Source organism: Rhizobacter sp., assembly GCA_021153565.1.
Taxonomy (GTDB): Bacteria; Pseudomonadota; Gammaproteobacteria; order Burkholderiales; family Burkholderiaceae_C; genus Albitalea.
This window is the reverse complement of the sequence record JAJKJU010000370.1, coordinates 1-6,620: the sequence shown is the minus strand read 5'-3', so window position 1 is coordinate 6,620 and position 6,620 is coordinate 1. Positions and strand designations below refer to the sequence as shown.

Here is a 6,620-nt window from a genome sequence, read left to right as displayed (position 1 = left end):
CACAGCCTTGTCTGCTGCTGACCAGTTCTACTCTCTCGCCTTCTGATCTCAAATGTGGTGCCGGGCTTCGCTTGCCACGACGTCCTTATTGCGACAGAACCCCGCCGAGCACGCCCTCCATGACCCCGTCGTCGAAAAGCGATGCCACCAGTTGCTGCCCGAGTTCGATCGCGCCGCTCTCGACACCCCAGGCGAGCAGCGCGCCGCCCAGCGCCATCTCCGCGACACCCGTTTCCCAACCGTGCTTCTGCGCCCAAGTGGACGCCCGGTCGGCGGCATCTGCGCCTGCACGATCGCGCCCGGGAAGAAGCCGGTAGAGCGCGGCATCCGGACGCGGCCGCTCATCGAATTCATGGGCAGGCATCCATGGCGCACCCCATTGCACGCGAACCGCTTCTTCCGGCGCAAGCCCGAGCTGTCCCGCGTGCTCGGCGGCGCCGGATGATATCCGGCAATCTGAACGGGAGCTTTCAATGTGTTGGCTTTGCAACAGCTGCAGGGGTTGGATGGCATACCCCCATATGTGTCTTGCTTCCTCAAAAGTTGTTTGCTAAAGTGATTTTAGCATATGGGTGCCCCTTGTGGGTGGGGCCAGGCAGGGTATTCGGGCCGCCTCTGCACGCCAGATACGAATCGCGTTGGCATCAATAATACAAAATAGGGAAATTTCTTGAGCATCGTCAATTCTCCCGTGGCATACGATTTCCACGGCGACATCCCATTCTCGACCCCATTTTCCGAGATCAAGCCGGAAGACATATCTCTTTACATCGACCTGGACACGAACGTCGGCAAGGACACTTGCGGCCAGAATTGCGGCCATTGCTGGTTTGTGAATTACGAGAAGGTCTTCGAGAAGTCCTTCGGTCTGGAGGAGGGGCGAGCCATAACCGATGCGCTACGCAAGGAGGGCTACACCGTCTATCCGAGCTACGTCGACAGTTTCGCGGGGAACGGCGATTTCATGCGGACGCACGGTGCCGCGCACAGCCGTGAGTTCCGGCAAACGGAGCAGAAGAGCGTCACTGACACGATGAAGCTCGGCGACGCGTGGACCAGTGGCCGACCGCTGAACGGCGACAACCACGAAGAACTGCTGGATCTCGCCGTCGCGAACGGCTACGGGACGATCTCAATCACGTTCCACGGTGTGCTCGACGCGGGCGGCAAGTTGCTGCCGCGAAAGACGTATCCGATCGACGGTGTCTTCCACGGCGAAGAATGCATCACCGTCGTGAACCGGATCAACGCCTACAACCGGGCCAGGTCCGGTAGCCAGCAGGCGCTGCGGGTGAACATCGGCATCACCATCGGCAAGCACAACCACACCCGGGAACATCTGCTGAGGTACGTGGAGTTGTTCAACGATCTCGGCGTTTCCACCGTCCGCTTCAACAACTTCCTGGATCACGGTGGTCGCCATCCCGAGCTCGAACTGGATCGGGTGGAGATCGAGGCCTTCTATCGCGACGCCCGCTGGATCCACGACAACGTCGGTCTGCACTTTCAGCTCGCGCTGAGCGAGGATTTCGGCACCTTTGGCGTCAAGGTCATGGGATTTCCGAGCAGTGTCGGCTGGTGCCGCGCAGGGCAGCAATTGTTTACCATCATCCCGTCGGAGCGGACCGGGGTGGCGTGCCTCGACCGCGAGGGCGTCCAGAAGGTCGCTGACGTGGTGGGATGCGTCAACACCTTCGCGCCCCATCTGGGCATGATCGTCAAGACGTGCGATCCGGCCACGGGGCGCGACGACTACAAGATCGAATTCGATGCGGCGGCCATCGCAGCGTTCACGCAGAAGCGGATATCGGGTGTCTACAAGAACGGCTGCTTCGCCCGGGAGATCCTGGCCGAAAGTCCCCCTGAGCTGACCCGTCAGGCAAAGAAGGCGCTCGAGCACCGAAAGACCATCCCCCTGATGTCCGTCGAACCGTCGACGCGGTGAGCCCTGGCGGGGCGACCACGTTGCGTGGACGCCCCGCCAGGGGCCAGGCACGACAATCCGGGCTGTCCGGGTCTTTGCATGAAGCGAAACATCTATGGCACCGATCGTCTCCGAATCCTGGTTGCGTGAAAACCTGGGCAGGCCTGACCTGCTGCTGCTGGAAGCGGTTCTGCCCTCGGTGGTCGCCGTCTCGGCTTCCGATGGCCCGAACGGCGACTGCATTCCGGGTGCCATCCCTGTCGATCTGAACCGGTATTTCGTCGACAGGAAGAGCGCGTTGCCCCACATGCTCGGCACGCCGGACGAGCTCACGCAGGATGCGCGCGAGCTGGGCATCGACCCCGGCGACACCATCGTCGTCTTCGGATCAACGCGAGCCCCCGGCTGCGCCTCGCGTTGATGGCGATGGGGCACGAGCAGGTCGCCGTCCTGGACGGCGGGCTCCCGGCCTGGATCGCGGCCGGGCCCGGCGAGGTGGCGCACGGGGCGCAACGCCGAGGCACGGGGACATCGGTCGCCAAAAGCGGGCAGCAGATATTCTGCGACGCCGATTTCGTCCAACAGCGACTGGCATCCGAGGACTTCTCCATCGTCGATGCTCGTTCGGCGGTCCGATTCGCCGGGACGGCACCCGAGCCCCGTGCCGGGCTGCGCGGCGGGCACATCCCGGGTTCCGTGAACCTGCCGTTCGAAACGGTCCTGCGCGACGGCCACATGCGCCCGGTCGCGGAACTGGAAGCCATCTTCCGCGGTTTGCCGCTCAAGGAGAGCCTGATCTTCTCTTGCGGTTCAGGCGTGACCGCCTGCATACCGGCGCTCGCCGCCGAACTGATCGGCAGGAAGCGGATGCGGATCTACGAATGGATCGTGGTGCGAATGGGGGGCGCCCGGGAGGTTTCCGGTGTCCGTCGAATAGCAGCCGGATCCGCGCCATGACCACCGGGAAGACGGCTTCCATGCGCACCGCGACGTCCATCGTGAAGTCGTCGGCCCATCACCACGCAGGATGCCTGGCCGCCGCTGTTCGGCATGTGCGAGACCTTCGGCATGACCGTGAGTCCGGACGACGCTTACCTGGTGCTGAGAGGCATCAGGACCTTGGCCGCGAGGCTGGATGTGCACGAGCGCGGCGCACTAGTCGTGGCGGAATGGCTGTCCCGGCACGAGAACGTCGCCCGCGTGTTCTGTCCGGCCTTGCCGGGGCATCCGCAACACGATCTTTGGCGCCGCGACTGCAGCGGCACGAACGGCCTGCTGTCCATCGAACTGCGCGGCCTGGGCGATGGGCAGGTGCGGACGTTCATCGACTCGCTCGGCCTCTTCGGGATCGGCGCATCGTGGGGTGGCTTCGAAAGCTTGGTCACTCCTTGCAACATGGTCGAAGAACGCAGCCTGGCCGACTGGTCTGGACGCGGCCCCGTCCTCAGGCTCCACGTCGGGCTCGAAGACCCGCAGGACTTGGTGGAAGACCTCCGTCAGGCTTTCGACGCCTGCGCCTGCGCCGGTGCCTGAAGCCCGGGGCGATTGCCGATGACCGGACGGTCAGGCCGGCGAAGCGGCCGACGCCGGATGCGACCCGACATTGAGGGCGCTGGCTCAGCGGCGCGTCGTGGACCCGCCCAGGTCGGCAGGATCGGCGTGTTTCAAGACAGGGTCCCACTTTCGTGACCGAAGGTGCGCGTCGGGAGCAGTGTGGGGACGAAGGCTCGCAGGGCGAGGCCGGTTGGCGATACTGGCCGGTTCGGCAACCCGTTCGCGTCCGGCCAGAATGAATAGAATATATAAGCCACCGGCTTTGCCTGGTGGCACTTGACTTTATTCGTTACAGGCAACTTACTGGATTATCGCCACAGCAACTTTGACACCAATGCCAATTAATAATAAAGCTGTCGCACCATCAATTACTTTTCTGATCTTTGGTTTTTTGAGAGTTTCACGAAAAAGAGAGGTTGCAATAGCCACCATAGCAAACCAAATAAAAGCCATTACAACAGTGACCAAGCCAACCGAAATTTGATTATAGAGCGTCGGATCCCTAGGGAGGAATTGTGGCATCAGCGTAACCAAAAAGACAATAGTTTTCGGATTCAAAAGATTGCTGACAAACCCCTGTCTAAAAGCCAGGACCTCATGAGCGCCGATAGCTTTTTGCCTATCATCATCCGTGAATTCAAGCTCGCCGTACTGCCCCAAAACTGCGCGTAAGGCAGTAAAGCCTAACCATATAAGGTAAATCCCCCCAAGAATGGTGACTGCCCGATAGATCGTTGGAAAGGTTGCAATCAAGGTACCCATGCCAGCAACGGCGATTGCCACATTCACTGCAAGTCCTGCAGCAATTCCTGAGGCAGCAGCCAACCCAGGTACCCTGCCGTGCAAAATGGCATTGCGAGTTACCACCGCGAAATCAGGCCCCGGAGACATTGCCCCCAAAAATACGACTAGCGCATATGAAGCCAGCCACCATTGACTACCTAGATTTGCCAAATTTTGCAAGATATACCCCACGCGCCAAAGTGCTCAAAGATTGGGCACTCTGCCGACTCATTCAATAACAAATAATTACGCAAATGACTTCCATAAGTCATGGTCTTTAAAGTGAATTTTTCTTCATGAGATCGTCCTGAAATGTACCCCTTTCACTCTTTCAATGGAAGCGTGGCCGTAGGATTGCAGTATATGCGTGACAGTGTCATTCCGGCAAACGTGCATGAATTTGAAGGCGACCGCTGATAGATCCACTTCGTAGCTCAGGTTGGGACGGATCACTCATGCAATCGCCCTGTGATAGATCCAGACTGAGGTCAACGGTGCGGACTCAAATGGAGGGAGTGTATCCCTGGGAAGGGATCATGCGGTTGACGCGGGGCCACGGCTGAGAACGTGTAAAGTAGAATAACAGCTCAGATTGTGATTCACAAAGGTCGCGATACCTTCATTCGCAAGCTTATGGCCCCGTGAAGGTTGGATCATGTTGCCCACGAGATCCAGCGCAACGCCCGGGGCCACGATTTGCGACGGAGGAGCCCGCCTTCCTTGAAGGATCCATCTGTTTCGTACCACTGATCTGCCTAAAAATAATCTCCGGAAGTCTCTATCTTGTCCAACTGCACCTTTGCCAGCGACGCAACTCTGAATCGCACCCCGCGCCCGCCAGAGCCGTCGCACACTCCCAACCTGCTTTCGGGTCAATCTGGCCACGACCCGCGCGTTCTGACCCTTACAGAACCGCGCGACATCGCAGGACACCTGCCAGCGCTGGCTGATGACACGATCCGCGCCATTCGTGTACCCAGTTGGCGTACAGCCGACGAATGCACTCGCGCGATCGAAGCGCTCGGCGCATGCATTGACGACACCTACGCCCAGGAGCGATCGCTTGGGAAGGGAGGCGTCGCTGTCTACGACTTCGAGGGCGACGAAGCCGGAGCGGATGAGTATTTCGCGCGCGCCAAGAAGTGGAACGGAACACCTCGCAGGCTCATGCGGCCCTACGGATTTGGCCCTGATCTAGTAGCAGGCATCTTGAGCGAGACGCATCCCGGCGGGGTCATGCCCGAACAGTTGCGCCCTGGCTCCGAACCGTGCATGGGCATTATTCGTGAGTTTCGCTGCGGTTCCCGCGCCGGCCCTCATCTTGATCGGACGGACTGGGATTGGCCGAACAACGCGGCGGCTGCTACGCATCTGGCATTGTTCTCGTTCCTGGAGTACCACAGTGTGGCAGTTCTGGGTGGTGAACTCGTCCTCTATGGCGATCGATTGAATCGAGACGAGTGGACTCAAGCCCGGCTATCTACGTCACTTTACGAAATTAGCCGAGAGCCGTTGTCGAAGGATCCCGTTATTATCAAACCCGAGCGCGGGGAACTGATCGTCTTCGACGCCCATCGAGTCCATGAAGTGCGCGAAATCTTGATCGGCGTCAGGCACACGGCTTCCTGCTTCTTTGCGTGGCGCGGGCCGTTGGCCCCTCTCGGCCGCTTCGCCTAGTTTAGTTCAACTCAGCCGTCAGTTACATCCAACAGTACGCAGCGAGATTTTCTCGCTGCCCTCTAAGAGCTTACTTATGTCGATAATTTTATCCGCCCACGGGCAGGTTTTGGACATTCCGACACGCCTCGATTTTCACGATGATTCATATCAAACTAGCGCCGCAGCATACGTTGATAACTTTGTCGAGGACGAGCGCTTCGGATGTTGTGCCGTGCTCAGTAACACTATCTTTTACCCCCAAGGCGGCGGACAGAAGGGGGACCGCGGTTCCTTGTCCGTGGCCGACCATTCAGACGCGGGTGGCGGTACTGCGCCATCCATTGGCGTTGTAGACACGCGAAAGTCGGGCGATTGCGTTCTTCACGTTCTTGATCAGGACTCCGTCAAGGCAGTCGGGAGGACCGCCTTGCAGAGCCTGGTAGGCTCCGAAATTACTATGCGCATCAACTGGGACTTTAGGTTGCGACAAATGCGACTCCATAGTATCGCGCACCTGCTCCACTTCTTCACCGAGAAAGTCCTCGAAAGACCCCTGCCTTACCCTTCTTCTTCCGACCTGACCGACGGCGCAGGTGTAAACAGGTATGACGAGGCGGTCGTCTTGCCGCATAGCTTCACTGCCAATGTCTTGGAAAAGATGTCCGAGTACCTCCAAATGAATATTCCGATCTCCACTTAT

The 6,620-nt window shown here is 59.3% G+C and carries 7 protein-coding genes and 1 pseudogene; 6 read left to right on the top strand and 2 right to left on the bottom strand.

Annotation, left to right across the window (positions count from 1 at the left end; all coding sequences use genetic code 11):
- Positions 1-85: 85 nt before the first annotated feature.
- Positions 86-364 (bottom strand): hypothetical protein, encoded by a 279-nt coding sequence (locus AC30NL_RS22785; protein ID WP_489466266.1) that lies wholly within the window; start codon positions 362-364, stop codon positions 86-88.
- 306 nt (positions 365-670) lie between these two features.
- On the opposite strand from AC30NL_RS22785, the gene AC30NL_RS22780 reads away from it, so the two are divergent.
- The 4 genes and pseudogenes from AC30NL_RS22780 to AC30NL_RS22765 form a co-directional block, all read left to right on the top strand.
- A complete protein-coding gene (locus AC30NL_RS22780) occupies positions 671-1,945 on the top strand; it encodes a radical SAM protein (protein ID WP_489466265.1) in 1,275 nt (424 codons plus the stop codon).
- 94 nt (positions 1,946-2,039) lie between these two features.
- Positions 2,040-2,345 (top strand): rhodanese-like domain-containing protein, encoded by a 306-nt coding sequence (locus AC30NL_RS22775; RefSeq protein WP_489466264.1) that lies wholly within the window; start codon positions 2,040-2,042, stop codon positions 2,343-2,345.
- The gene (locus tag AC30NL_RS22770; protein WP_489466263.1) at positions 2,345-2,881 is read left to right on the top strand and encodes a sulfurtransferase; all 537 of its coding nucleotides are present in this window, start codon (positions 2,345-2,347) and stop codon (positions 2,879-2,881) included. Before AC30NL_RS22775 ends, AC30NL_RS22770 begins: the two co-directional genes overlap by 1 nt.
- Before the next feature lie 60 nt (positions 2,882-2,941).
- A pseudogene (locus tag AC30NL_RS22765) lies at positions 2,942-3,457 on the top strand (PLP-dependent transferase); the annotation flags it as partial.
- 321 nt (positions 3,458-3,778) lie between these two features.
- Here the strand turns inward: AC30NL_RS22765 and AC30NL_RS22760 are convergent.
- On the bottom strand, positions 3,779-4,441 hold the full coding sequence (locus tag AC30NL_RS22760; protein ID WP_489466262.1) for a LysE family translocator: 663 nt from the start codon (positions 4,439-4,441) through the stop codon (positions 3,779-3,781).
- A 603-nt stretch (positions 4,442-5,044) separates the two neighbouring features.
- Between AC30NL_RS22760 and AC30NL_RS22755 the strand changes: the two genes are divergently transcribed.
- Positions 5,045-5,938 (top strand): hypothetical protein, encoded by an 894-nt coding sequence (locus AC30NL_RS22755; protein ID WP_489466261.1) that lies wholly within the window; start codon positions 5,045-5,047, stop codon positions 5,936-5,938.
- 76 nt (positions 5,939-6,014) lie between these two features.
- Positions 6,015-6,620 (top strand): alanyl-tRNA editing protein (locus AC30NL_RS22750; protein WP_489466260.1); only part of this gene is annotated, 606 nt, incomplete at its 3' end.